This is a genomic window from Allobosea sp. Root670 (assembly GCF_001429415.1).
Taxonomy (GTDB): Bacteria; Pseudomonadota; Alphaproteobacteria; order Rhizobiales; family Beijerinckiaceae; genus Allobosea; species Allobosea robiniae.
Genome location: NZ_LMJU01000012.1, coordinates 151,589 through 176,887, shown reverse-complemented (window position 1 = coordinate 176,887; position 25,299 = coordinate 151,589). Strand labels below are relative to the sequence as shown.

The 25,299-nt window shown below is 67.4% G+C and carries 22 protein-coding genes; 6 read left to right on the top strand and 16 right to left on the bottom strand.

Going from position 1 to position 25,299, the window contains the following annotated elements:
- Nucleotides 1–4: 4 nt before the first annotated feature.
- From flgK to ASE61_RS10700, 6 genes are all read right to left on the bottom strand, one after another.
- Nucleotides 5–1,864, bottom strand: coding sequence for a flagellar hook-associated protein FlgK (gene flgK, locus ASE61_RS10725; protein WP_061966869.1), 1,860 nt, complete (start codon nt 1,862–1,864; stop codon nt 5–7).
- Between the two features lie 59 nt (nt 1,865–1,923).
- Nucleotides 1,924–3,324, bottom strand: a complete 1,401-nt coding sequence (locus ASE61_RS10720; protein ID WP_061966868.1) for a flagellar hook protein FlgE — start codon at nt 3,322–3,324, stop codon at nt 1,924–1,926.
- A 176-nt stretch (nt 3,325–3,500) separates the two neighbouring features.
- Complete coding sequence (locus ASE61_RS10715) at nt 3,501–4,514, bottom strand: YcjF family protein (protein ID WP_061966867.1); 1,014 nt, start codon at nt 4,512–4,514, stop codon at nt 3,501–3,503.
- A gap of 27 nt (nt 4,515–4,541) precedes the next feature.
- Nucleotides 4,542–5,987: a YcjX family protein gene (locus ASE61_RS10710; RefSeq protein WP_061966866.1), complete on the bottom strand. Its 1,446-nt coding sequence runs from the start codon at nt 5,985–5,987 to the stop codon at nt 4,542–4,544.
- A 13-nt stretch (nt 5,988–6,000) separates the two neighbouring features.
- Nucleotides 6,001–6,528, bottom strand: coding sequence for a SixA phosphatase family protein (locus ASE61_RS10705; protein ID WP_061966865.1), 528 nt, complete (start codon nt 6,526–6,528; stop codon nt 6,001–6,003).
- A 42-nt stretch (nt 6,529–6,570) separates the two neighbouring features.
- The gene (locus tag ASE61_RS10700) at nt 6,571–7,416 is read right to left on the bottom strand and encodes an AAA family ATPase (protein WP_061966864.1); all 846 of its coding nucleotides are present in this window, start codon (nt 7,414–7,416) and stop codon (nt 6,571–6,573) included.
- A 216-nt stretch (nt 7,417–7,632) separates the two neighbouring features.
- Here ASE61_RS10700 and ASE61_RS10695 point away from each other — a divergent pair, with 216 nt between their 5' ends.
- Complete coding sequence (locus ASE61_RS10695) at nt 7,633–9,426, top strand: cation:proton antiporter (protein WP_061966863.1); 1,794 nt, start codon at nt 7,633–7,635, stop codon at nt 9,424–9,426.
- Here the strand turns inward: ASE61_RS10695 and ASE61_RS10690 are convergent.
- Together ASE61_RS10690 and ASE61_RS10685 are read right to left on the bottom strand one after the other, a co-directional pair.
- Entirely contained in the window at nt 9,362–10,471 is a 1,110-nt protein-coding gene (locus tag ASE61_RS10690) for a glycosyltransferase family 4 protein (protein ID WP_082617359.1), read from the bottom strand. The two genes, ASE61_RS10695 and ASE61_RS10690, sit on opposite strands and share 65 nt — an antisense overlap.
- Nucleotides 10,471–11,301 carry a UDP-2,3-diacylglucosamine diphosphatase gene (locus tag ASE61_RS10685; protein ID WP_061966862.1) on the bottom strand — a complete coding sequence of 277 codons (831 nt, stop codon included), beginning with the start codon at nt 11,299–11,301 and terminating at the stop codon, nt 10,471–10,473. The genes ASE61_RS10690 and ASE61_RS10685 overlap by 1 nt, the downstream gene beginning before the upstream one ends.
- A 126-nt stretch (nt 11,302–11,427) precedes the next feature.
- Between ASE61_RS10685 and ASE61_RS10680 the strand changes: the two genes are divergently transcribed.
- The 3 genes from ASE61_RS10680 (at nt 11,428) to ASE61_RS10670 (ending at nt 13,963) form a co-directional block, all read left to right on the top strand.
- Complete coding sequence (locus tag ASE61_RS10680) at nt 11,428–12,207, top strand: SDR family oxidoreductase (protein ID WP_061966861.1); 780 nt, start codon at nt 11,428–11,430, stop codon at nt 12,205–12,207.
- 123 nt (nt 12,208–12,330) lie between these two features.
- Complete coding sequence (locus ASE61_RS10675) at nt 12,331–13,254, top strand: DMT family transporter (protein WP_061966860.1); 924 nt, start codon at nt 12,331–12,333, stop codon at nt 13,252–13,254.
- A gap of 88 nt (nt 13,255–13,342) precedes the next feature.
- Nucleotides 13,343–13,963 carry a helix-turn-helix domain-containing protein gene (locus ASE61_RS10670; protein ID WP_061966859.1) on the top strand — a complete coding sequence of 207 codons (621 nt, stop codon included), beginning with the start codon at nt 13,343–13,345 and terminating at the stop codon, nt 13,961–13,963.
- Here the strand turns inward: ASE61_RS10670 and ASE61_RS10665 are convergent.
- The 7 genes from ASE61_RS10665 to lysM form a co-directional block, all read right to left on the bottom strand.
- Nucleotides 13,941–14,576, bottom strand: a complete 636-nt coding sequence (locus ASE61_RS10665; protein WP_061966858.1) for an HAD-IA family hydrolase — start codon at nt 14,574–14,576, stop codon at nt 13,941–13,943. The genes ASE61_RS10670 and ASE61_RS10665 overlap by 23 nt on opposite strands.
- A 19-nt stretch (nt 14,577–14,595) precedes the next feature.
- A complete protein-coding gene (locus ASE61_RS10660; RefSeq protein ID WP_082617358.1) occupies nt 14,596–15,537 on the bottom strand; it encodes a c-type cytochrome in 942 nt (313 codons plus the stop codon).
- A gap of 182 nt (nt 15,538–15,719) precedes the next feature.
- Nucleotides 15,720–16,151, bottom strand: coding sequence for a c-type cytochrome (locus ASE61_RS10655; RefSeq protein ID WP_061966857.1), 432 nt, complete (start codon nt 16,149–16,151; stop codon nt 15,720–15,722).
- A gap of 131 nt (nt 16,152–16,282) precedes the next feature.
- Entirely contained in the window at nt 16,283–18,592 is a 2,310-nt protein-coding gene (locus tag ASE61_RS10650) for a xanthine dehydrogenase family protein molybdopterin-binding subunit (protein WP_061966856.1), read from the bottom strand.
- A 101-nt stretch (nt 18,593–18,693) separates the two neighbouring features.
- Entirely contained in the window at nt 18,694–19,653 is a 960-nt protein-coding gene (locus tag ASE61_RS10645; protein ID WP_061966855.1) for a DUF3829 domain-containing protein, read from the bottom strand.
- Nucleotides 19,654–19,705: 52 nt separating this feature from the next.
- Nucleotides 19,706–20,023 (bottom strand): rhodanese-like domain-containing protein, encoded by a 318-nt coding sequence (locus tag ASE61_RS10640; RefSeq protein ID WP_061966854.1) that lies wholly within the window; start codon nt 20,021–20,023, stop codon nt 19,706–19,708.
- 146 nt (nt 20,024–20,169) lie between these two features.
- Nucleotides 20,170–20,610 (bottom strand): peptidoglycan-binding protein LysM, encoded by a 441-nt coding sequence (gene lysM / locus ASE61_RS10635; protein WP_061966853.1) that lies wholly within the window; start codon nt 20,608–20,610, stop codon nt 20,170–20,172.
- A gap of 179 nt (nt 20,611–20,789) precedes the next feature.
- Between lysM and ASE61_RS10630 the strand changes: the two genes are divergently transcribed.
- Nucleotides 20,790–21,218 (top strand): GlcG/HbpS family heme-binding protein, encoded by a 429-nt coding sequence (locus tag ASE61_RS10630; protein WP_061966852.1) that lies wholly within the window; start codon nt 20,790–20,792, stop codon nt 21,216–21,218.
- Nucleotides 21,219–21,376: 158 nt separating this feature from the next.
- Nucleotides 21,377–22,438 (top strand): NAD(P)/FAD-dependent oxidoreductase, encoded by a 1,062-nt coding sequence (locus ASE61_RS10625; protein WP_061966851.1) that lies wholly within the window; start codon nt 21,377–21,379, stop codon nt 22,436–22,438.
- 225 nt (nt 22,439–22,663) lie between these two features.
- Here the strand turns inward: ASE61_RS10625 and ASE61_RS10620 are convergent, their stop codons facing one another.
- Nucleotides 22,664–25,159 (bottom strand): hypothetical protein, encoded by a 2,496-nt coding sequence (locus tag ASE61_RS10620; RefSeq protein ID WP_156407042.1) that lies wholly within the window; start codon nt 25,157–25,159, stop codon nt 22,664–22,666.
- Between the last annotated feature and the right edge of the window lie 140 nt (nt 25,160–25,299).

Here is a 25,299-nt window from a genome sequence, read left to right as displayed (position 1 = left end):
GGCCTCACACTCTCATCAGCACGTCCATCATCTCCTTCATCGTGGAGATGATGCGGGCATTGGCGGCATAGGCGGTCTGGAGTTCGATCAGCATCGACATCTCCTGGTCGACATTGACCTGGGACGTCTCCTGGAAGCGGCTCTGGATCGATGCGAGCGCGACCTGCTGGCCCTCGTCGAGGCGCTTGGCAGCCTCGACCGCCTGCCCCTGCGAGGAGACCACGCGCTGGACGAAATTGGTGATCGTGCCGGAAAAGGATGCCGTCGCCCCGTCCGGCGAGGAGCTGTTGTCGAAGCTGCGGACGCTGCTCGTCAGGCTCTCGAGCAGCGCCTTGGGCCGCGTCGCATCGCCGGCCGCGGTGCCGGCCGGGCCGACCAGCAGCGCGCTGTTCCGGATGACGTCGGCATTGACCGCGATCCGGCCCGCCAGCCCGACCTTGCGCGTGGCGTCGTCATAGGAGCCGATGAAGGGCTTGTTGTCCGCATCGACGAAGAGGGGCATCCCGGAGGTCGCGGAATCGGCGGCGAGCACACCGGTCTTGGCGCCGAGCCCGGCGACGCGGCCGCCCGGCTCGGTGATCCGCAGCAGCGAGCCACTGGGATTGCCCACCGTGAAGCCCGTCGCACCGTTCGTGTCGAGCGCGTTCTGGATCTGGGCGGCGACCGAAGCGGGGCCGGCCGAGAAATCGATCGCGATCGTCTTGTTGGACGGGTCGCTGCCGATCGGCAGGACTGTTCCGGCAGGCGCGTTGACGAAGGTGAAGCGCTGCGTCGGGCCGGGAGGTGTCGGCGTGTAGTCGAAAATCAGCGTGTTCAGGCGCTGCTTTGTGGCATCGAAGCCGAGATCGAGATCGAGGCCGGTCTGCGCCGCCGGCGACGGCGGATAGGCCGCGCTCGGGAGGGAATTCTCCGAGAGCGCCTTCGACATCTGCGCGGCGATCTCGTCGAGCTGCGCCTGCGCCTGGACCAGCGTCTTGTCGCGCAATTCGATATTGGCCGCGATTTCGCCGGAGCGGAAGATCCGGTTGGCGATGGCGTCCGAGGCGTTGCCGGAGGCATCGATGATCTTGATCGTGCCGACGCTGCGCTTGGCCGGGTCGATGTCCCACTGGTCGTCCGGCCCCAGACCGGCATGCTCGTCGAACTTGAAGGTGACGGCCGCCTGCCCATCGAAGAGCTGCGTCCCGGAACCCGTCACGACGCTGACCGAGCCCCGTGCATCCTCCGTCGTCTTGATGTCGACATACTGCGACAGCTCGGAGAGGATCAGGTCGCGCTGGTCCTTCAGCCCCGCCGTCGCGCTGTCGTTCGGGCTGCCGACGATGCGGGTATTGACCTTGGAGAGCGCGCTGAGCAGGTCATTGACCTTGGTGACCGCGGTGGCGATGCCGCTCTCGGCCTGGCTGCGCAGGGCCTGCACGCCGTTGGAGAGCGTGTTGAGCTGGCGCGCCAGCTGCGTCGCGTTGTCGAGCACCTGCGCGCGCAGGCTGTAGGACGACGGATCGTTCTGGAGCGATTGCAGCGCGCCGGTGAACTTGTTGAAGATCGTATCCAGCGCCGTGGCGCTGCCCGGCGCGCCATAGAGCTTGTCGAGATTGGACAGCGAGTTCGCGCGGGTCGACGTATAGGCCGCCCCCGAAGCCTCCTGCCAGAGCTGATGCTGGACGATCTTGTCGAGGAGCCGCTGGACCTGCGTGCTCTGCACGCCGACCGTCAGCCCGCTCAGGCTGTCGGCGGTCGAAACGGTCCGGCGGACATAGCCCGTCGTTCCCGCATTGGCGACGTTCTGCGAAACGATGCCGATGCCGACCTGCGCGGCGTTGAGGCCGCCGATCGCGGTGTTCAGGGAAGTGCTCAGGCCCATCGTCAACTCCTGTTGCGAGATGCGGCCCTCCTGGGCCGCAGCTTAGGCAGATGCGTCGCTCAGCGGATGATGTTGAACACCGCGGTCAGCATCTCCTGGGCCGTGGTGATGACCTTGGTGTTGGCCGAGTAGGCCTGCTGGGTGACGATCATCTTGGAGAATTCGTCGGCGATATCGGTGTTCGACTGCTCGACGCTACCGCCGACCATCTGCGAGGTGCCCAAGCCGATGATCGGCGGGCCGGATTCGATCGTCTCCTCGAAGGCACCGCCGTCGAGCCGCTTCAGCGAGTTGTCGGCATTGAAGCGGGCGACCGAGACCTGGGCCAGCGCCACGACCTGGCCATTGCTGAAGGTACCGATCACCGCGCCTTCGGCCGAGACCGAGACGCGATCGAGCGTGCCGGCGGTGTAGCCGTCCTGGCGGATGCTGCGGGCGTCGATCTGGCCGCTGACATCGCCGTTCTGGGTCACGCCATTGCCGCCGGTCGTCAGGTTGATGCCGGTGATGGTGGTTCCGTTGATCGTCATGGTCGGCAGCGTGATGTCGCCGCTGGCCGGGGAAACCATCTGCCCGGTGGAGCCGAAGCTGACGGTCTGGCCGGCCTGGACATAGGCGACGTCGCCCGCCGCGGTCGCACTGGTGTCCTGGGCGACGAACAGGCCCCAGGTGCCGGATGTGGCCGGGTTCGCAGCCGGGTTGCCGTTGTCGATCTTGGCCCAGCGCATCTCGACGCTGGTGGCCTTGCCGAGCTCGTCATAGACGGTCACGGAGCCGCCCGGGATCGAGGTCGCCAGGAAGCTGCTGATATTGTTGCCCATCACCGCGGCGTTGCCGGCATAGGGGTTCGGCGCCGCACCTGCCGCCGTGACCGAGGCAGGGTTCAGGAATTCGGTACCGCCCTGGCTTTTCTGCGTCGTCGCCGGCACAGCCGGAATATTGGCGCGGTACTCGATCGAGCTCGTCGCCTTGGCCGGGAACTGCTCCTTGGTGATGCGCAGCACGTCCGGCTGCGTCCCGACGAGCTGGCCGGTCACCTGGTCGATCTTCAGGCCCTTGAGATAGTAGCCGGCGCCGTTGACGAGGTAGCCGTTGGCGTCGAAGTCGAAATCGCCGCGCCGCGTATAGAGGTTGCTGTTGGAGAACTGGGTGTTGGCGCCGACGCCGCTCTGGCGCTGGTCGACCACGAAGAAGCCGTCGCCGTTGATCGCGATGTTGGTGTCGATGCGGGTCGGGTTGAGATCGCCCTGGATCGAGTTCGTCGCCTGGCTGAAGGCCGCGACCGAGCCGGCGACCTGGCGGTTCAGCGCCGCGTCGGGCACGAGATCGGCGAAGGCGGTATCGACCCGCTTGTAGCCCGCCGTCCGCGAGTTGGCGATGTTTCCGGAAATGTTCTCGAGCGCATAGGACTGCGCCGTCATCCCCGAAACCGCCGTGGTCAGCGCACTGAAAACACCCATGGAACCCTCACCTCGACCGGCAGCCCCCCAAGGGCGGCCCACAACTTCGAGGCGGTATCTGCACGGGGCGTGCCATGCGCAGCACCGTGCTATTTCAAGGGGTTGGATCGTTTACGAAAGGTAAAACGGCAGTCGGAGCCGGGCAGAAACCGCTGGCCCGGCAGAATCTGCCGGGCTCAGGCTTCCCCATCCTTGTCGCCGCGCCATCCGCCGAGATCGCCCGCGACATCGGACAGGGTCGGTGCCACCGCCTCGACGAAAGGCAGCGGCCGGCAGACCGCGAGCGCCGCGAGCCCGATCCTGGCCGTCAACATCCCGTTGATCACGCCCTCGCCGAGCTTGGCCGAAAGCCTCGCCGCGAGCCCCTGCCCCACCACCTGCTGGATCACGGCATCGCCGGCCGCCATGCCGCCGGTCAGGACGAGATGGTTCATCACCTGCCGCGCCAGCCGGAGCAGGCCGAGCGTGCCGGGCCGCCCGGCATAGATCCCGGCGATGGAGCGCAGCAGCCGCGCGCAGGCGACCAGCACGAAGACGACATCGACCAGCGCCCGCGGGCTGACCGCAGTGACCAGCGAGACGCGCCGCGCGGCCATCGCGATCTGGGCGGTGGCCAGCGCATCGAGCGGTGCGAGCAGGCTGCGTTCCGCCACCGTCAGCATGTCGCGCGCGGCGAAGAGCTGCGGCAGCGCCTCCTGTAGGGCGGCGCGGCCCTGAGCCGTCTGCGCCCGCCCCTTGTAAAGCGAGACAAGTTCGTCGGCGATCGCCCGGCCCTCGTCGGGCGTGCCGCCCGCCAGCGCCGCGACGGCCCGCTCGCGCAACGCCTCGACCTTGCGCTCGCGCAGGATGTCGCGCAGCACCCGGCCCAGCATGACCAGCAGCGCCAGCGTCGCGATCGCCGCACAGACCAGCGCGGCATAGCCGAGTGCCGGATTTTGGCTCATCAGCGAGCGGATCGTGTTCTCGACCCAGACGCCGGCCGCCAGCGCCAGAAAGCCGGACAGCCCCGCCACGAAGAGCGAACCCCAGGAGAAGCGACGCCTGGGTTTGGCGGACACCGCAGGAACGGCGGCATCGATCGGCTCGCTCTCGGGTAGGATCGCGAGGTCGCCGCGCCGAAGCGGGGCCTCTCCGGCGGACTCGCCCGCCTGCGGGCCATCGAGGCGGATCGCGCGCGGTGCCTTGCTCATCGCGAAACCCCGTTCATGCCGACATCCTCATGCCAGCCTGTCGCCGATCAGGAATTCCAGCGCACGGTCGAGGCGGATCTGCGGCGGCGGCCTGAGGCGCCCGCCCGCATCCGGTGCCACCATTGGCGGCCGGAAGCGCGGCGCCCGGACCTGCCAATGCGCCTTGGGATCGAAGATGGCTTCCGGCCGCTCAGGCAGTTCGCCGGGAAACACGGCCGCTTCCGCGATGCCGTCGAAGACCTGCCCGTCGATCGTCTCGCCAGCCTCCGGCACACCGGCGATGGCCGGCAATTCCTCGCGGCCTTCCTTGATCCGGACCTCATGCGTCGCCCGCACGGCCGCCAGCGCCATCGCCTCGACCCGCGCGCCGGCGCCTTGCGCCCGCGACAGCGCCCGCCCGACCAGATGCGACATCACCGCCGCCAGCCGGTCATGGCTCGAATGGTGGATATGGTCAGCCTTGGTCGCGGCGAAGAGCACGCGCTCGATGCGCGGCGCGAACAGGCTCGACAGCCAGGAATTGCGGCCTACGGAAAAAGCGGCGAGCGCCTGCCCCAGCGCGGTTTCGAGATCGGCCAGGGCTGGTGCCCCGGCATCGAGCGCGGCGAGCACGTCGACCAGCACGATCTGCCGGTCGAGCCTCGCGAAATGGTCGCGGAAGAACGGCGTCACGACGACCCGCTTATAGGCCTCGAAACGCTCCGCCATCAGCGCCGCGAGCGTGCCCGGCCGCACGTCCCGGTCATGGCCGAGATCGAGTGGCGCGAAAGTCAGCGCCGGCGAGCCTTCGAGATCGCCCGGCATCAGGAAGCGCCCGGGCGGCGTCACCGCGACCGCTTCAGGATCGGCGCGCAGCCGGGCGAGATAGCCCTTGAACAGGTCGCTCGCGGCTTCCGCCGCAAGCTCGTCCGGCTCCCCGTCCGGGTCCCGCTCCGGCAGATCCGCCAGCCATTCCGCAGCGGCTTCACGCCGATGCGCCTTGCGTGCATCCGCGACGGCCTGCGTCGACCAGGCCTTGTAGTCCTGCCCGATCAGCGCGAGATCGAGGAGCCACTCGCCGGGATAGTCGACGATATCGAGCGTCAGCGTCGCCGGCCCCTTGAACCAGCCGGCGGCCCGCTCGTAGTCGATCTCGATCCTGAGCTCGGAGATGCGCCGCGTCGATTCCGGCCAGCGACGGTCTGGCCCGTTCATCGCCGCGCGATGCGCCTCGTAGGGAAAGCGCGGCACCTCTGGGTCGGGCTGCGGCGCGAGCCTGACGCGGGCGATGCGGCCCTCGGAGGCCGCCTTCAGCACCGGCAGCTTCGCGCCTTCGATCAGGTTCTGGATCAGCGCGGTTGTGAAGACCGTCTTGCCCGAGCGCGACAACCCGGTGACGCCGATCCGCAGGCGCGGGCGTGCGAATCCGAGCACGCTGTCGCCGAAGGCGAGAGCCGCATTGCGGGCGCTGTCGAGATAGGAGGTGTCGCTCACGGCGCCGCGGCGCTCACTCGTCCGGGCCTTCGCCGAGCGAACCCGGCGTGACGAAACGGTCGAGCCTGCCTTCCCGCGCGGCAACCGCGTACCAGTGCTCGGTGGCGAAATCGATCACGGCCAGCCCGCAGGTCGGGTATTTCTGGCTCATCCGCGCCGAGGCATAGCGATCACCGTGGCCGGTCAGCAGATGGGCCAGCTCCTCGAAGCCTGGATTGTGGCCGATGAGCAGGAGCGTCCGGACATCGCCCTCGACCTCCTGCACGACATCGAGCAGGCGCTCGACCTTGGCTTCGTAGATGCGCGGCTCGTACTGCGTCGCCGGCTTCTCGGGCAGCATCGGCGCCACCATCTCCCAGGTTTCGGCCGTCCGCTTGGCCGGCGAGATCAGCACCAGGTCGGGCAGCAGCAATTCATCGGCGAGATAGCGCCCCATCACCGGGGCGGCCTCGCGCCCGCGCGCCGCGAGCGGTCGGTCGCGGTCGGCCACACCCGTGGGCCAGTGGGACTTGGCGTGGCGCAGAAGCATGAGGCGTCGCATGAGCAGAACCTAGCGATGCTGGAGCCGATTTGCGAGGGGCGCTCAGCGACTCTCCCGCCGCGTCATGAAGGCAAGCTTCTCGAACAGCGAGACGTCCTGCTCGTTCTTGAGCAGCGCGCCGTGCAGCGGCGGGATCAGCTTGCGCGGGTCGCGCTCGCGCAGCACCTCCGGCCCGATATCCTCGGCGACGAGCAGCTTCAGCCAGTCGAGCAGCTCCGAAGTCGAGGGCTTCTTCTTCAGGCCGGGCACCTCGCGCACCTCGAAGAACAGGCGCAGCGCCTCCTCCATCAGGCGCTTCTTGATGCCGGGGAAATGCACCTCGACGATCTGCTGCATCGTCTCGGCATCGGGAAAGCGGATGTAGTGGAAGAAGCAGCGGCGCAGGAACGCATCCGGCAGCTCCTTCTCGTTGTTGGAGGTGATGATCATCACCGGCCTCTGCGCCGCCTTGATGGTCTCACCGGTCTCGTAGACATGGAATTCCATGCGGTCGAGCTCGAGCAGCAGATCGTTCGGGAACTCGATATCGGCCTTGTCGATCTCGTCGATCAGCAGCACCGGCCGGACTGGCGCGACGAAGGCCTCCCAGAGCTTGCCGCGCTTGATGTAGTTGCCGATCTCGGAGACGCGGGAGTCGCCGAGCTGGCTGTCGCGCAGGCGGCTCACCGCATCATATTCGTAAAGGCCCTGCTGCGCCTTGGTCGTCGACTTGATGTGCCAGGTGATCAGCGGAGCGCCGAGCGCAACCGCGATCTCCTCGGCCAGCACCGTCTTGCCTGTCCCGGGCTCGCCCTTCACCAGCAGCGGGCGCTCCAGCCGGATTGCGGCATTGACGGCGACGGTGAGATCCTCGGTCGCGACGTAGTTTTCGGTGCCGGCAAAACGCATGGACGGTCCTTCTGAGCCAATGGCGGGACGCTAGCCCATCCTTTGCGGGCGCGGAAACCGCTTTTTCGCCCGCGGCACCTGAGCACCCCTGCCTAAAGGCTCGCGCCGCAAGGCGAATTTCTTTCCGCCGCAGCGATTCCAAGGTTGTGCTGCGCCGCCGCAAACCGCAAGAATTGCCGACGCATCCCGCAAGCCCCGAATCGCAAGGTCAGTCCTTTGGCCGGAACAGTCGACCCTTCCGTCTACAAGGACGCCGTCGTCGTGCTCGCGACGGCCGGCGTGGTCGTGCCGTTGGCCAAGAGCCTCAGGGTCAACTCGATCATCGCCTTCGTCGCCTGCGGCGCCCTGCTCGGCCCGTTCGGCCTTGGCGGCCTGGTCTCCAAGCTTCCGCTGCTGAGCACGATCACCGTCTCGAATGCCGAAGCGTTGGCCGGCCCGGCCGAGCTCGGCGTCGCCTTCCTGCTTTTCGTCATCGGGCTGGAACTCTCCTTCGAGCGCCTGATGACGATGAAGCGCCTGGTCTTCGGTCTCGGCCTTGGCCAGGTCGGGCTCTGCGCCGCCGCGATCGGGCTTGCCGCCTATGCGCTCGGCCAGCCGGCCGCGGCAGCCCTCATCATCGGCTTCGGCCTCGCCCTGTCCTCGACGGCGATGGTCGTCGAATTGCTGGCGGCGAAGAAGCGGATGACGACTTCGGCCGGCCGCTCCAGCTTCGCGATCCTGCTCTGCCAGGACCTTGCGGTCATCCCGCTGCTCTTCCTGATCAGCGTGCTCGACGCCCAGAACGGCTCGGGCTCGCTGCTCGCCGGTCTCGCGCAGGCCTTCATCCAGGCCTTCGCGGCCATCGCCACCATCGTCGTCATCGGGCGGCTGGCGCTGCGTCCGCTGTTTCGTCTGGTCGCCTCGACCGATTCGACCGAGAGCTTCATGGCGGCGACGCTGCTGGTCGCTCTCGGAACCGGCCTCATTGCCGCGGCCGCTGGTCTGTCGATGGGGCTGGGCGCCTTCATCGCCGGGCTGCTGCTGGCCGAGACCGAGTTCCGCCGCGCGATCGAGGTCACGATCGACCCGTTCAAGTCGCTGCTGATCGGCGTCTTCTTCCTCACCGTCGGCATGGGCGTGAACCCGGCCGATATCGCAGCTCATCCCTTCGCGATCCTCGGCGGGGCGCTCGGCCTCGTCCTGGTCAAGGGAGTTATCATCTTCGTGCTGGCACGCCGCTTCCGGCTGGCGACGGCGACCGCGCTCGAAACCGCGATCATGGTCGCGCCGGGCGGCGAATTCGCCTTCGTGCTGCTCAATGCCGCGACCGGCGCTCAATTGATCGATCCCGCCGCCACCAGCATCGTGCTCGCCGCCGTCTCGCTCACCATGGTCGCGCTGCCGCTGCTGGCCCGGATCGCCCGCAATCTCGCCCAGAAGCTCGCAGCCCCGGTCACGCTTCCCGATGAGGCCACCGTGCTGCCCCCGGGCGATCGCACGCCGCGCGCCATCGTCGTCGGCGGCGGGCGCGTCGGCCGCCTTGTCGGCTCGATGCTGGACGAACACGGCAAGTCCCACATCGTCATCGACTCCGATGCCTCGCTGATCACCGCGCAACGCCGCGCCGGGCGCCCCACCTATTACGGCGATGCGACCAAGCCGGAATTCCTGCGCCTCTGCGGCCTGGAGGAAGCGACCGCGCTGATCGTGACGATCGACAATTCCCGCGCCGTCGATGCCATCGTCCTCGCCGCCCGCTCGCTACGTCCCGACATCGTCATCGTCGCCCGTGCGCGCGATGCGGCCCATGCCCGCCATCTCTATGAGCTCGGCGTGAACGACGCGGTCCCCGAAACCATCGAGGCCAGCCTGCAACTGTCGGAAGCGGCGCTGGTTGGGCTCGGCGTACCGATGGGCCTCGTCATCGCCTCCGTCCATGAGCGGCGCGACGGCTTCCGCGCCCAGCTCAAGCCGTCAGGCGCCGCGGCAGCCCGCGCCCTTCCCCGCCACGCCCGCTCGCGAAGGCTGTGAGCGCAGCGGTCGAGCCTTCGGCCTCGCGCGGCAGGTAGCCGGCCTCGCGCGCCACGCGCCGGATATGGCCGTAGAACTGCGCGGCACTCGCTGCCCAGCTATGGCGAGCCGCCAGCTCCAGACAGGCCGCGCGCGGCACTCTGAGCGCCTGCATGGCAGCGCGGCGCAGGTCCTCGTCGAGCACGGCCGCACCGCTGCCGGCGAAGACATCACGCGGCCCCTGGACCGGAAAGGCGGCGACCGGCAGCCCGCTCGCCGCCGCTTCCAGCAGGACGATGCCGAAGGTATCGGTCAGGCTCGGGAAGACGAAGACATCGGAGGACGCGTAGATTCCGGCCAGTTCCTCGCCCTCCTTCAGGCCGAGGAAGCGGGCCTCGGGAAAGGCGCGCGCGAGATCGGCCCGCGCCGGCCCGTCGCCGACCACGACCTTGCTGCCCGGCAGCGTGAGCGACAGGAAGGCCTCGACATTCTTCTCGACCGCGACACGCCCGACATAGAGGAAGATCGGCCGCGGCAGGTCGAGCAGACTCTGCGAGCGCGGATGGAACAGGCTGAGATCAACGCCGCGCCCCCAGCGCACCAGATTCTCGAAGCCGTGCTGGCGCAGCTCCTCTTCCACCGTCCCGGTCGAAACCATCACCGCAGCGGCCGGGCCATGGAAGCGGCGCAGCAGCCGGTAGCTCCAGCTCTCGGGGATCGGCCAGCGCGCCGCGACATATTGCGGAAAGCGCGTGTGGTAGCTCGTCGTGAACGGTCGCTTCTCGGCAAGGCAGGCCGCCCGTGTCAACCAGCCGATCGGCCCTTCGGTCGCGATATGGACATGGTCGGGCGCGAAATCGGCGATGCGCGCGGCGAGCGCCCGGCGCGTCGCCAGCGCCAGACGAATATCGGGGTAGCTGGGCAGGCCGACCTGATGGAACCCTTCCGGCGTCAGCGTCCGCGCCGTGATGCCGAGCCCGGGCGCCGCCGCGATCATCTGCTCCAGCGAGCGCACGACGCCGTTGACCTGGGGCCGCCAGGCATCGGTCGCGACCAGGACGCGCATCACGCGGCCTCGATCAGGTCCCGGACCGGAGCCGGGCGCGCCGGCATCGAAACCGGCTCGGCAGGCGTCGTCTTCATCCGCCCCTGCGGCCAGCGGATCAGTTCGAAGCGGCCATCCTCGTGCTCGACGAAGGCGGTGCAGCTTTCGACCCAGTCGCCGGTATTGATATAGGTGAGGCCATCGATCTCGCGCTGGGCGGCATGGTGGATATGGCCGCAGATCACGCCGTCGGCCTTGTGGCGGCGCGCCTCGGCGGCAAGGCAGCCCTCGAACTCGCCGATATAGTTCACGGCGTTCTTGACCTTGGCCTTCGCCCAGGCCGAGAGCGACCAGTGCGGCAGCCTGAGCACGCGGCGCACCCGATTGATCGCCATGTTGAGCGCGAGCGCGACCGTGTAGGCCCAGTCGCCCAGCAGCGCGAGCCATTTGGCATTGCGCACCACGAGGTCGAACAGGTCGCCATGGATGACGAGCAGGCGCTTGCCGTCGGCCGTCTCGTGGACGATCTCGTCGACCAGCGTGATGCCGCCGAACTGCAGGCCGGTGAAGTCGCGCAGGAAATCGTCGTGGTTGCCGGTGACGTAGATCAGCTTCGAGCCCTTGCGGACCTTGCGCAGCAGCTTCTGGATCACGTCGTTATGGGTCTGCGGGAAGTACCAGCCGCTCTTCAGGCGCCAGCCGTCGATGATATCGCCGACGAGATAGATCTGCGGCGCATCATAGGCGCGCAGGAACTCCAGCACGAGATCGGCCTGGGCTCCGCGGGTGCCCAGGTGCAGATCCGAGATGAAGATGCTGCGGACCCGCTTGCTGTTATCCTCGTCGCTCATGCCGGAAAGCCCCTGCTGCTGCGATGCGAGGGCCGTGTGTCTGATTTGCGTTGCGCTTTGATGACGGCGCGACCGATCCGTGCTCAGGGTAAGCCACGAACACCTCGCCTCTGATCGGAGACCATCATGGATCTGGGAATTGCCGGCCGCACGGCCATCGTCTGCGCCTCCAGCAAGGGGCTGGGCCGCGGCTGCGCCGAAGCGCTGGCCCAGGCCGGCTGCACCGTCGTGATCAACGGCCGCGACGCCAAGACGCTCGAAGCCACCGCCACCGCGATTCGCGCCGCGACCGGCGCGACCGTCATCGCCGTCGTCGCCGACGTCTCGACCAGGGCCGGCCAGGATGCGCTGCTGGCAGCGGCGCCCAATCCCGACATCCTCGTCAACAACAATGGCGGCCCGCCGCCCAAGCCCTTCCGGCAGGTGACGCGCGAGGGGCTGCTCGAAGGCGTCGTCCAGAACATGGCAACCCCGCTGGAGCTGGTGCAGCGCGTCATCGACGGCATGGTCGAACGCGGCTTCGGCCGGATCATCAACATCACCTCGGCGAGCGTGGTGACCCCGCTGACCGGGCTCGACGTCTCCTCGGCCGCCCGCGCCGGCCTCACCGCCTTTCTCTCGGGCGTTGCCCGCGAGGTCGCGCATGCCAATGTCACCATCAACAACATCCTGCCGGGCGTGTTCGACACCGACCGGATCAAGACCGCGACCAACAAGGTCGCCGAGATGCAGGGCATCAGCATCGAGCAAGCCACCAAGAACCGGCTCGCCGCCGTACCTGCCGGCCGCCTCGGAACGCCCGACGAGTTCGGCAAGCTCTGCGGCTTCATCGCCAGCGCCCATGCCGGCTACATCACCGGCCAGAACTTCCTGATCGACGGCGGTTCTTTCCGCGGCACGTTCTGAGGGCGGTCCCACGCCAATGACCTAGCCGGGTTGCGACGTTCACGCTTCGCTTCCCGGCTTCGACATGATCTAAGAAGCGAACGGTTTTGCTCGAAACCATCCCAAGCTCCTCGGCCGCGCGCTTTGTCCCCTCTTCTCGGCATCACCCTCAAGCTGGTCTCGGCGCTGGCCTTCACGCTGATGTCGGCGGGGATCAAGTCGATCTCGACGCGCTATCCGACCGGCGAGATCGTCTTCATCCGCTCCTTCTTCGCGATGATCCCGCTGCTCATCTGGCTGGCCTGGCGCTCCGAGCTGCCGGCTGCCCTGAAGACCGACAACCTGCGCGGCCATCTCAAGCGCGGCATCATGGGCTCGACCGGCATGTTCTGCGGCTTCGCGGCACTGCAGTTCCTGCCGCTCTCGGAGGCCGTCGCGATCGGCTATGCCGCTCCGCTGGCCGTCGTCGTGCTGGCCGCGCTCGTCCTCAAGGAACGGGTGCGCATCTATCGCTGGAGCGCAGTGACGATCGGTTTCGTCGGCGTGCTCATCATGCTCTCGCCGCATCTCGGCGCCGGCGCTCATCCGGTCGGCAGCAACGCCGCGCTTGGAGCCATGCTGGGCCTGGCCGGCGCCTTCTGCTCGGCCTTCGCCTCGGTCGAGGTGCGCCTCCTGACCTCGACCGAGCGCACCGGCGCCATCGTCTTCTACTTCATGCTGCTGACCAGCCTGCTCGGCCTCTCGACCATCCTGCTCGGCTGGAACATGCCCAACCTCCAGGATGCGGCGATGATGGTCCTGATCGGTATCCTCGGCGGTCTCGGCCAGATCCTGATCGTCCAGGCCTATCGCTACGGCGATGCCTCGCTGATCGCGCCCTTCGAATACTCGACCATGCTCTGGGCGGTTGCGATCGGCTGGTTCTGGTTCGGCGAATGGCCGGCTCTGGCGATCCTGATCGGCGCGACCATCGTCATCGCCTCGGGCATCTACGTGATCCTGCGCGAACGCCAGCTCGGCCTTGCCCGCCGCGAGCAGCGCGAAGTCGGCCCCAGCCGCATGACCTGACGGCATCGGCCGGCTCCGGCACAGTTCGCTTGTTCAAACGATCGTCCGCCGTTACAAACGATTTCACAGTCGAACAGGGGCCGGACGGATGGGAATCGAGACCAAGGAGCGCGGCGGGCGGGAGCTTGAATCCGGGGCTCAGGTCATCTCGGGCCAGCTCGGCAAGACCATCCAGCGCCTGCGCAAGGCCTACAACTTCTCGCTCTCCGACCTCGCCGAGCAGTCCGGCGTCGCCAAGTCGATCATCAGCCAGATCGAGCGCAACGAGACCAACCCGACGCTGGCCACGATCTGGCGGCTGTCACAGGCGCTCGACATCTCGATCGAGCGCGTCCTCTCCAGCGGAGAGGAAGAGCCCTTCATCGACAAGACCACCCGCGCCGACACGCCGATCCTCGTCTCCGAGGACGGCAAGCTGCGCCTCGCCATCGTCGGCTGGATCAAGACGGTGGAATGGCTGCAATGGTACGAGGTCTCGTCCGAGCCCGGCGGTGAGCTCGATTCCGAGGGCCATCAGCGTGGCTCAATCGAATCGCTCTCGGTGACGTCAGGCGAATTCGAGGTCGAGGTCGGTGACATCATCCAGCGCGCCAAGGCCGGCGAGACGCTGCGCTATCGCTGCGACCGCCGCCATGTCGTCCGCTGTGTCGGCAGCGAGCCCGGAACCGCCCTGATGGTCTGCATCCTCAAGGCCGCGGTGATGGAGTAGGCGGCGGGCGCTCCGCCGCTTCGGCCATCAGCGCAGCCAGTGGCCGGGTACCATCCCACAGGGCCGCACTCCAGCCTTCCGCGCGCGCCGCGTCGACATTCGCCTGCTTGTCGTCGATGAAGAAGATCTCATCCGGCGCAAAGCCGGATCGCGCCGCTGCGGCCTGGAAGAACTGCGCTGCGGGCTTGGCCCAGCCGAGTTCGGCCGCATAGTGCATCCCGTCGAAATGCTGCTTCAGCCCGAGCGCGTCCCAGATGTAGCGGGCGCGCTCATGCTCCTGCACGGTCGCGAGATGCAACGTCACGCCACCGGCCCGGATCGGCGCGAGCTGCACCAGCAGCCCTTGATCGAGATGGGCATCGTTCTCGAACCAGTAGCGGATCAGCCTGTCGACGCCGAGCCCTGGTGCGATCTCGGCCAGCACCGGCCCGAGACGCTCCCGCAGGCCCGCTCGCCCGAGAATGACGTCCTGCCAATGCGGTTCGAAGAATGCCGACTGGAGCAGTGTCTTCGACAGGCCGAGATCGCGTTCGAGATGCGCCGACCAGCCCCGCGGATCGGGGTGTGCGATCACGACGCCATCGACGTCGACCATGACGGCCTTGAAGCGCATGCTGCCTCGCTGCGGCGCTTCAGGGCGCCTTGGCCTGCGGCCGCGCCGGCCCTTCCACCGCTGGCAGCGACTTCAGGTATTCCGCCATCGCCATCCGATCGCCCTCGGGCAACTGCGCGATATTGCGCACGACCGACGCCATCGAGCCGCCGACGCTGTCGAAATCCGGCGTGAAACCGGTCTTCAGCAGTTCCGCGATCTCCTCCTTCGACCACTTGGCGAGACCGTTCTCCGATTGTGTGATGTTCGGCACCCAGCCCTTGCCTTCGGGATCGGGGCCGCCGGCGAAGCGGGTTGCCGGGACGATGGCGCCAAGCGCGTTCCGGTTGGAATGGCACTCTGCGCAATGGCCGGGGCCGTTGACCAGATAGGCGCCGCGGTTCCAGGCCTCGCTCTGGCTCGGATCGGGCCGGAACGGCGTGCGCTCGAAGAACAGCAGCTTCCAGCCGCCGACGACCCGGCGGATGTTGAAGGGGAAGCGCAGGTCATGCGCAGCCGCCTTGCCCTCGACCGGCGGCAGCGTGCGGATATAGGCGAAGAGATCGGCCAGCGCCTTCGGCGGCATCAGCCGGTAGGAGGTATAGGGGAAGGACGGGTAGAGATGCTGCCCGGACGGCGAGACGCCGGCGGCCATCGCATCGACGAAATCCTGCACGCCCCAGTTGCCGATGCCGTCGCGCGTATGCGGCGAGATATTGGGAGCATGGAAGGTGCCGAAAGGCGATTCCAGCGCGAGCCCGCCACCGAGCCTGAGCTTGTCGTCCTGTCCGGGCGTCGCATGGCAGGAGGTGCAGCCGCCGGCCGAAAACAGCAGCTTGCCGTTCTCGACATCCGCTGCCGGCAACGCCCCGATCTCCGGCGAGGGCGAAACCACGCGCGGGTCGGTCAGCACGTAGAAGCCCGCGAAAGCGACGGCCGCCAGAAGGACGAGGGTCACGAAAAGGCGGCGCAGCAACAGCATCGAGGTCTCCCGTCAGGACGTCCGGCAGATTGGACGGGCCGGCACTTCATCGGCAACCCTGAAAACGCAGCAATTCCAGACTGGCACGTTTCCAACGCTCGTAAGCGGCGAAGGCTCCCCCGCGCACGAAAAAGCGGGCCGCCATCGCTGGCGCCCGCTTCCGGAACCGGCCGCGAAGCCGATCACTTCTTGATGCGGTAGGCCTCGTGGCAGGTGCCGCAGTTCTTCGTGGCCGCGCCGAAGGCGGTGCGGAAACCATCGAGATTGGCGACGCTCGCGCCAGCGGCGGCATCGGTCTCGAACTTGGCGAAGGCCGCCTTGAAGCCGGCCTGATCCTCCCAGATCTTCGGAGCGGCCGTGGTCTCGCCGCCGGTCCTGGAGGAATCCGGGAACAGGGTGGGCATCTTCTTGGCCGCATCGGCATAGGTCTTGAAGATCGCCTGCGCCTTGGCGGCATCGAAGGCGGCTTCGCCCTTGGCCATCGCCGCCCCCTCGCGCGTGGCCCCGCCGACGCCCTTCATCGTCTGCTGGCGCTCCGTGATCGGGTTCGACTGCGCCATCACGGCGGTAAGGCCGAGCCCGAGGCCGGCAAGAACGAGAGCGGTGCGGATCATTCAGTTCCCCTCAAAGACAAGTCCGCGCCATCCGGCGCTGTTTTGAACTCGTCCAGATCAAACGATGATCACAACCTAAGCCAGTCGCTTTTGCGTGAACGGGCTTGCAACGCCGCAAGACCGACCTTGCATCAAAGCCGATATCCGGCCTCCTTCAGAGCCGTGAACACCTTGAGCGGCGTCGCCGGCATGTCCATCGCCTTGATGCCGGCCGCACGGTCGAGCGCATCGACCATCGCGTTCATCACCGCCGGGCAGGCGCCGATCGCTCCGGCCTCGCCCGCGCCCTTCACGCCGATGGCGTTGGTCAGGCAGCGGACATTGCGCGTCTCGAAATGGAAGTTCGGGATGTCGACGGCGCGCGGCAGGGCATAGTCCATGAACGTCGCGGTCAGCATCTGCCCGTCCGGATCGAAGCGAATCTCCTCCATCAATGCCTGGCCGATGCCCTGGGCCGCACCGCCATGGACCTGGCCCTGCAGCATCAGCGGGTTCAGCGTCACGCCGAAATCATCGACGACGACATAGTTGAGGATCTCCGTGCCGCCGGTGCCGGGATCGATCTCCAGCTCGCAGACATGGGTGCCGTTCGGATAGGTCGCCTCCGGCGGCTGCCAACTCTGGTGCACCTTGAGCATGGCCGGCGTCGCGCCCGGCAGCGCCGCGATCGCGGCGAGGTCGAGCGACTTGTCGGTGCCGACGATGCGCACTGCGCCCTCGGTGATCTCGAGATCGCCGACCGCCGCCTCAAGCTTCTCCGAGGCGAGCTGCTTGAGATTGTCGGTCAGGATGCCTGTCGCCTTGTCGAGCGCCGCCCCTCCAACCGGAATCGAGCGTGAGCCGCCAGTGCCCGAGCCGGTCTCGACCCGGTCGGTGTCGCCCTGGACGACGCGGATGCGGTCCATCGGGATATCGAGATGCTGCGAGACGAGCTGCGAATAGGCCGTCTCATGCCCCTGCCCGTTCGACTGCGTGCCGATCAGCACCGTGACGGTGCCGTCCTTTTCCAGGATCACGGTCGAACTCTCCGGCCCGCCGCCGCCGCAGGCCTCGATATAGCAGGCCAGGCCGATGCCGCGGATCTTGCCGGCCTTGGCCGATGCCTTCTGGCGGGCCTTGAAGCCCTTCCAGTCGGCGACATCCATGGCACGGCGCATATGGCCCTCGAACTCACCGGAATCGTAGACCGGGCCGGTCTGCGTCGAATGCGGCATCTCCGTCGGCTTGACGAAGTTCTGCGCCCTGACCGCCTCCGGCGCCTTGCCGATCTCGCGCGCGATCGCGTCGACCAGCCGCTCGATCAGATAGGCTGCCTCGGGACGGCCGGCGCCGCGATAGGCATCGACCGGGGTAGTGTGGGTCAGCACGCCCCGGAAGACGACATGCACGGCCGGAATGCTGTAGCAGCCGGGCGTCATCGTCGTGCCGACCCACGGGATGAAGGGCCCGTATTGCGAGAGCCAGGCGCCCATCTCGGCCGAGAGATCGACCTTGAGGCCGATGAAACGGCCCTTGGCGTCGAGCGCCATCGTCGCCGTCGCGAGATTGGCGCGGCCATGCGTATCGGCGAGGAAATGCTCGTTGCGATCGGCGACCCAGCGCACCGGGCGCTTGAGTTTTTCGGCCGCGATCATCGCCAGCGGATATTCGCGATAGAGGAAGATCTTGGTGCCGAAGCCGCCGCCGACATCCGGCGTCACCACGCGGATGCGCTTGGGATCGACCTTGAGCACATAGGTCGCGATCAGGTCGCGCATGCCGTGGCTGCCCTGGCTGCCCAGGGTCAGGGTCCAGCGCTTGTCGGCCTTGTCGTATTCGGCGATGCAGGCCCGCGTCTCCATGTAGTTGGAGGCGAGCCGGTTGTTGACGACCGTCAGCGAGACGGTGCGCACCGCCTTGGCGAAGGCCTTCTCGGTCTTGGCGCGGTCGCCCTGCTCGGCCTCGAAGGCGACATTGCCCTTGCGGTCGGGCCAGACCTGCGGCGCGCCCTTTTCCAGCGCCTCGGCAATGCCGGTCACGGCCGGCAGCGGGTCCCAGTCGATCGCGATGGCCTCGGCCGCGTCGCGCGCCTGCGCCAGCGTCTCCGCGACGATGAAGGCGACGGCCTCGCCGACATGGCGCACCGTGTCGGTCGGCAGCACCGGAACGGGCAAGGATTCCGACATCTCGCCGGAGGTGGTCTTCACATGCCCCTTGCACGGCAGATCGCCATACCCCGAGACATCCGCACCGGTCAGGATGAGCTTGACGCCCTTCATCTTGCGGGCCGTCTCGACATCGGCGACGGCGAAGCGCGCATGGGCGTAAGGCGAGCGCAGGACGAAGGCGTGCAGGGCACCCTCGGCTGCGATGTCATCCGTATAGCGGCCGGCGCCGGTCGTCAGGCGCTGATCCTCGACCCGCCGCACCGGCTGGCCGAAACCGAATTTCATGGGACGCATGAGGCATATCCTCAGTTAGGTCTAATGAAAGACTGGAGCATAAACCGCGCCACGTCAGCCCCGGCACACCACGCGCCGGGGCTGCGCCGCACGCATCGAACTCAACGCGACATGCGCACCGCCGTCTCCGACAGCGAGACCATGGTGTTGTAGCTGCTCACCAGCCAGTTGGCGTCGTTCGCCGCGCCGCGCCGAACATCGCCCTTGCTCTTGGCGAGCTTGTCGCTGAAATCGCGCAGCTTGCCGAGCCAGGAGCTCGCCTGACTCTCGATGAAGGGCACGCCCTTGGGCTCCTTGTCCTTGAACGCGTCCATCTCGCGGACGGCGGCGGCATAGTCGGCAATCGCGGCGTTGAAGGACTTGAGGTCGACGATCGGGCTCTCGTTGCTCGGCATCAGGTCCATCACGGCACGCGCGTTGATCATGATGTTGCGCACCTGCCAGCGGGCCGACTTGCCCTCGCGCTGCTCGACCGAGGCAAGCTCGCGCTGGTCGAGCCCGCGCTTGTAGACGCGCATCAGCGCATCCACCTTGGCCCGCTCCTCGAGGAAGGTCTTCGCCGCCGGCACCATAAGCGCGTGCAGCTTCTGGCCCTCCGCGAGATTGTCGTCGCGATAGTCCTTGCGGTCGTAGTAGCGCTCGGCCCTGGTGACCAGCGGCGCCAGCTCCTGATAGGCCTTGATATAGCGGCCCATGGTCTCGTCGATCGCCGGCAGCTTCGGCTCCCGCGCCATCGCCTCCTCGGCCTTCTTGATCTCGCTGTTGACGTCGTAAAGGCTGTAGAGCCCGTAGGTGATGTAGCGCTCCTTGCCGGTCGGGCCCTTCTTCATGTCGACCCAGCTGTCATAGCGCTCCCAGGACTGGATCGCCCGCAGCGTGCGGTTCATCAGTCCGGTATAGGCGTTCGACTTGGTGATCGCGGCCTGGAGATCGTCATCGGCGGCCTTGCTGGCGCTGCCGGCGGGAACGGTCGCGGCGCTCTGCGCCCAGCCGGCTCCCGGAGCGGCCAGGAGCAGCGCGGTGGCGCAGGCCGCACCGTAGAAGAAAGTTCGGATCAGCATGGTTTTATCCTTGGTCTACGGGCGGCGTGGGCGTGGATGAGGCCTCAGGGCCTCAATCCTGCTCCACCGGCTCGCCGTGCATCAGCCAGTCCTTGAAGCCGCCGGCATAGTGGCTGTCGATGTCGAGCCCCGCCGACTGGGCGAATTCCAGTGCCCGCCGCGAGCGCACGCCCGCCGCGCAGGACAAGACGATGCGCTTGCCGGGCTCGTTCGGCAGGTCCGCGGGGTCGAATTGCGACAAAGGCCGCGAGACCGAACCGGGAATATGCCCGGCGGCGAATTCATGCGGCTCGCGCACGTCGACCAGAAGGATGGAGCCATCGCCCAACCCCGCCTTGATGGCGTCGATATCGAGGTCGTTCACGATCATGGGCAGGCCACTCCAGCCCGGTCGGGCGAGCCGTTGAGATAGGGCGGCAGTCCGGGAAACGCCACCGCTCGGCCGCGCTTCCGGGTGCCGAAAATAAAAAGCAGCCGCGGGCACGAGGCGCGCGACTGCCTTGTCGGCGAGGCGCCTCAGCCCTTCGGCGGAATGCGCAGGACCCAGCCCGGCTGGATCAGGTCGGGATTCTTGACCGGCGGCGTGTTGGCCTTGACGATCTCGGTGTACTTGGCGCCCTGGCCCTTGCCGTAATGCTCCTCGGCGATCTTCCAGAGCGTGTCGCCCTTCTTGACCGTGTAGAACACAGCCGCCGCGGCCTCCTTGGTCACGGCGAGGTCCGATTCGACCTGGGCCACGCCCGTGGTGTTGCCGAGCGCGAGAATGATCTTCTCGGCCTCCTCAGTCGAAACGGCCTTGCCGGAGACCTTCACCTTGTCGCCGTCGATCTGGATGTTGACGTCAGCAGGCAGGCCGTGCCCGGCGAGCTCCTTCTGCAGATCGTCGGCGGTCGCCGCCTTGGCCGAGCCGCCGAATATCTTGGCGCCGGCATCCTTGATGAAACTGAACAGACCCATGGGCAAATCTCCTCGTGTCGGTGTGCTATCAAGCCCTGTCGCGCCGCCCTATGCAAGCGGCTACGGAAAAGGTGTTTTGCTTGCCGGCTAGCACCAATCGCGCAAAGCGGACCCCACCGGCCTTTCCCGCACCTCTCGCGGCTGGCAAGAACGTCGCCGACGAAACCGGAGTTCTCGCCATGCTGACCCTCGCCCAGGCCCAGACCATTCTCCAGACCGCGCTGGCCCATGCCGAAGCCGCCGGCTTCAAGCCGCTCGCCATTGCCGTTCTCGACGCGCGCGGCGCGCAGAAAGCTTTCGCCGCTCAGGACGGCACCAGCCTGAAGCGTGGCGAGATCGCGCTCGGCAAGGCGCATGGCGTGGTCGCGCTCGGCCTGGGTTCGCGCGCCCTCCACAAGATGGCGCTGGATCGGCCCTATTTCGTGGAAGCGGCGACCCATGCCGTCGGCGGTTCGCTGGTGCCGGTGCCCGGCGGCGTGCTGATCCGCTCGCCCGAGGGCGCAGTCCTCGGCGCCGCCGGCATCTCCGGCGACACCTCCGACAATGACGAGGCCGCTGCCTGCGCCGGCATCGCCGCCGCCGGGCTCAAGGCCGATACGGGAGCCTGATTCCGCTACCGCGGCCGGGGGAAAGAGAAGGCTTTTTCCCTCCCCCCGGTCGGGCCCCTGTTTCAGCACTTTGCACTTGCAAACCGGCCTTCGAAGCCTCATGTCCTGCGCGCGAGTTCGTTAAATCGGACAGTTTGGACCGGCTCGAAGGTAGAATCATGAGCGACGCGGCTGCCGCCAACGAAAACGAAGTCATCACCACCGACGTCGTCATCGTCGGCGCCGGCCCCTGCGGCCTTTTTGCCGTCTTCGAGCTCGGCCTGCTCGATATCCGCGCGCATCTCGTCGACATCCTGCCGAAGGTCGGCGGGCAATGCGCGGAGCTCTATCCGGAGAAGCCGATCTACGACATCCCCGGCTTCCCGATGGTCACCGGCCAGGCGCTGGTCGACAACCTGCTCGAGCAGATCAAGCCGTTCGGGCCGACCTTCCATCTCAACCAGATGATCGAGGCGGTCGAGCCGACCGGCACGCAGGAGGCGCCGCGCTTCCGCGTCACCACCGATGCCGGCACCGTGTTCGACACCAAGAGCGTGATCATTGCCGCCGGCGGCGGCTCCTTCCAGCCGAAGAAGCCGCCGATTCCCGGCATCGAAGGCTATGAGAACGGCTCGGTCTTCTACGCCGTGCGCAAGATGGAGGCCTTCCGCGGCCGCAACATCCTGATCGTCGGCGGCGGCGATTCCGCCCTCGACTGGACGCTGAACCTCCAGCCGATCGCCAATCGCGTCACGCTGATGCATCGCCGCGACGATTTCCGCGCCGCGCCGCATTCGGTCGAACAGATGCGCAGCCTCGTCGCCGACGGCAAGATGGACATGAAGCTCGGCCAGGTCACCGGGCTCAAGGGCGAGAACGGCAAGCTCGAGGCGGTGGTCTGTCGCGGCACCGACAACGAGCCCTTCGACATCGCCTGCGATACGCTGCTGCCCTTCTTCGGGCTGACCATGAAGCTCGGCCCGATCGCCGACTGGGGCCTGAACCTCAACGAGAACCTCGTCCCGGTCGATACCGAGAAATTCGAGACCAGCGTGCCCGGCATCTTCGCCGTCGGCGACATCAACACCTATCCGGGCAAGCTCAAGCTCATCCTCTCGGGTTTCCACGAGGCTGCGCTCTGCGCCCAGAAGGTCCACCGCTACGTCTATCCGGAGAAGCGGCTGACCTTCCAGTATACGACCTCTTCCAGCAGCTTGCAGAAGAAGCTCGGCGTCGCCTGAGCGGGGCGTTTCGGACGATTGCCTGTCATCCCGTGCGCGCCGCAGCGTGAAACGCTGCTGCGCAGACACGGGACCGCGTGACGCTTGGGGCTCCCGTCCTTACGGCCTCCGCATGGGCGCCTTTTCCGGGAAACGGTCCCGTGTCTGCGCAGCGGCATTCACATGCCGCAGCGCGCACGGGATGACATCGCTTACTTGAAAGCAGCGGCCCCCGCCGCGGCTTTTTCAATGCGCGATGGCGTCGCCGGGGATATGTGCGGCGGCCGTGCCGTTGCGCGCCGGCGGAACCTGGGCGGTGCCCAGACCCAGCGAATTGCGGACGCTTTCGGACGGTCCCGCCAGCCTCGGCATCTCGCCCGGCGCGGTGACGATCTGCGGCTCGTCATGCCTTGGAGCAGGCGGCAACATGTCATCCGGCTCCTGCGGTTCGATCCGCGCCCTGAGCTCTGCCAGCGCGCCCCAGAGCGGCTGGAAGCTGAAGCGCACCTTGTGCGTGCCGGCCGGTACCTGCACCGCACGGAACAGCACGTTGGCCCGCAGGATCTCGCTCTCGACGCCGTCGACCTCGGCCTTCCACCAGGGATGCCAGATGTCGTTGAGCACGACGAAGCCGGCGACAGGCGTCGTGACCTCGATCTCGACCTGGGCATTGCGATAACGCGTCAGCTTGACCTCGGCCTGGGTCGCGACCGGCCCCTCCGGCGTCGCGACGGGTGGCTCGACATCGAGCAGGACGGCCTGCGTCGGGTCGGTCTCCGGCCAGCGGCCCGACAGCTTCATGCTCTCGAAATCGGCGAACTGCCAGCCGCCGACGAACTGCACGCGCGGCAGGGCCCGCGGGTTTTCGTAGACGTAGCCCTGCTTCGTCCGGGCGATCAGGGTGAGATCGTTCTCGCCAAGGTTGTGGTCGACCTGCTCGATCGGAACCGGCGAGGCGATGTAGCGCAAGCCCAGCAGGTTCGCGAGACGGCAGCGATAGGACGGGAAGAGCGGGGTGAACTTGCGGTCGGCCGGCCTGGCGATGCCGTCGCCCGTGCCGACAGCCTCGGAGAAATCCTCCAGCCGCAGCGGGTTGTAACCGAGCGTGTGGTCGAAGCCGTGAACCATGCCGGCATTCGGCCATTCGAAGCCCATGCCGAGCAATTCGACCCGGTCGCGGCGCGGTGAACCCTCTGGCTGGGAGGTCAGGTGCTTCAGGAGCGCGATGGTGTCGTTCTTCGTGCCCGGCTCCAGCACGTCGTAGAGCTGCGGCGCGAGCGCGGTCGATTCGTTGGGGCCATTGTTGACGCCGAGATCGGCGGCGACGACGCCGGTGACCAGGACCGCCGCGGCGGCAGTGCCGAGCGCGCCGCGCCAGCGCTGCAGGATGAAGAACGCTCCGCCCGCGACCGCAAACCAGCCGAGCGCCATTGCGACCGGCTTCCAGGCATCAGCCAGATGCCCCCAGCCGCGCGAGACCGCGAGCGCGAGCACGAGCGTGCCGAGCACCAGACCCGCCCCGATCAGCATGTCGCGGCGGAACGAGGTTCCCGCCTCCGCCGTCAGGATGCGATGCAGCACATAGCCCGAAAGGATCGCTGCGATGCCGCCGATCAGGAAGGTCGCGTCGGCCGGCCGGCGGAACTGCTTCACGCCCGGAAGATATTCGTAGGCGAGATGGAACAGCGGCGTGTAGCGACCGAGCGCGAACAGCACCATGAAGGCAAGCATCAGCGTCAGCGGGCGAACCGACTTGTCCCAGAGCCAGCCGCGCGTCAGGCCGGGCGCCAGCAGCAGCAGCAGCGGCAGCGCGCCGAAATAGACCTGCGCCATGTTCTGGGAGAGATAGAGCACCTGCGGATTGCCGTACGGGCCCCAGAATTCGACGGCCGGGTCCTTGGCGCCGAACAGGTCGCCGACGAAGGCGGACAGCAGCGACACCGGATGCAGCGAGCCACGGCCCGCGAACGCGAAATCGATCTCGGGCCGCGTCGTCGCCTCGGCGAAGAGCCAGGTCCAGATCAGCGGCATGGCGATAACGGCGAGGCCGACCACGCTTGCCGCGGCGATCGGCAGCAGGCTCGCCTTGAAGGCCGCCCAGCCGCCGGAGATCCAATGCGCCACCACCATGGCGATCAGCACATAGCAGGCGAGCAGCGCGACCTGGTCCGGCTCCAGCACCATCATGCCGGCGGCAAGGCCGGCGAAGACACCGGACAGGACGGATGAACGCTGCAGCATCCGCGCCGTCAGCCAGAAGGCGATGGCGAAGAAGGCATAGCTCGCGATCTGCCCGACATGCTGGACGCGCCAGGCCGCCGACGCCCCGAAGGCGAAGACCAGCGCCGCCATCAGCCCGCCGGCCGCATGCCAGCCGCGATCGCGGAAGAACAGGATGAGCGCGAGCCCGCCGGCCAGCAGATGCGCCAGCACATAGGCATCGACCTCGCGGAAGCTCGGTTCCGGCGAGATCAGCGCGAGCAGGATCGCGGGCGAGAAGATCAGCGATTGCGGATCGGCGATCTGCGGCGAGCCGGCAAAGACGTTGTGATTCCAGAAGGGCGACTGGCCGGTATGGATCGCGTTGGCGAGGAACTGCACCTGCGCCTGGAAATGCGCCTTGGCGTCGAACGGAATCGTCACCGCCCCCGAAAGCCAGGGCCAGCACAGGATGCCCCATGCCACGACGAAACCGATGGCGGCCAGCAGGTAACCGGCGCCCCTTGCATCCACGCGTCTCAACTTGGACCCCCACGGTCCTCGGCACGAACGGTCCCGTTCTGGGATCCTGCCTCCAGCCCTGTCAGTGGCGGGACCATGACGCCGCGTACCTGAACCGAATCTGAACGCGATCACGCGTCCGTGAGCGGGGATGCCGACAG